Annotated in this window: 1 protein-coding gene; it reads left to right on the forward strand. The window is 46.0% G+C overall.

From position 1 onward, the window contains the following. The coding region (locus R7Q48_RS28120) for a DUF6701 domain-containing protein (protein WP_318133600.1) at positions 1–600 on the forward strand (600 nt) is incomplete at its 5' end. Between the last annotated feature and the right edge of the window lie 52 nt (positions 601–652).

A 652-nucleotide genomic window follows, 5' to 3' on the forward strand; every position in this document is an offset into this window, starting at 1 on the left:
TGGGAGAAAGATAAAACTAAAGGCCATTACCCTGATGGCCCGTTCAACCGCGGTGCAAACAGCAAGAGCAGTAAAATTGGCTTAGTGACTACTCACGTGGTTGATGAGGTAAACTTCTTCGATGGCGGTGAAATTCTGACGAAACAACCAGACATTCGTTTTGGTCGTTTGAACTTTAAGGATGTTGGCGGAAATCAGGGCATGAAGATCAAAGTGCCATTGGACGTAGAGGTGTGGCAAAACGGTAGGTTTGTTACAAACTTCGATGACAACTCGACAACCGCAAATGGTGCGTACTACACCAGCACGCCTATTTGGTCGAACGCACCGGTAAATAACGCCCAGTTATCTGGTGTTGCTAAGATGAGTGTTGGCAGAACCAACGACATCATTGCAAGCCAAATTGACGCGGCAAGAGAACAAATTCAGTTCAGCCTAAATCTAGATCACTCAGGCAACCAACTTCCTTGGCTCAAATACGACTGGGAAACTTCGACTCCCGAAGAAGAAAACCCGCCAACAATAGTCACGTTTGGTATTCACCGTGGAAACGATCGCATTATCTATCGTGGTGAGCCGAATATGCTCGGCTTAAATTAGCCTCTTAAACCAACACTAGACGGCAAATAAAAAGAGCCTCTCAATTGAGGGG

This window comes from Vibrio sp. 378, assembly GCF_033339435.1.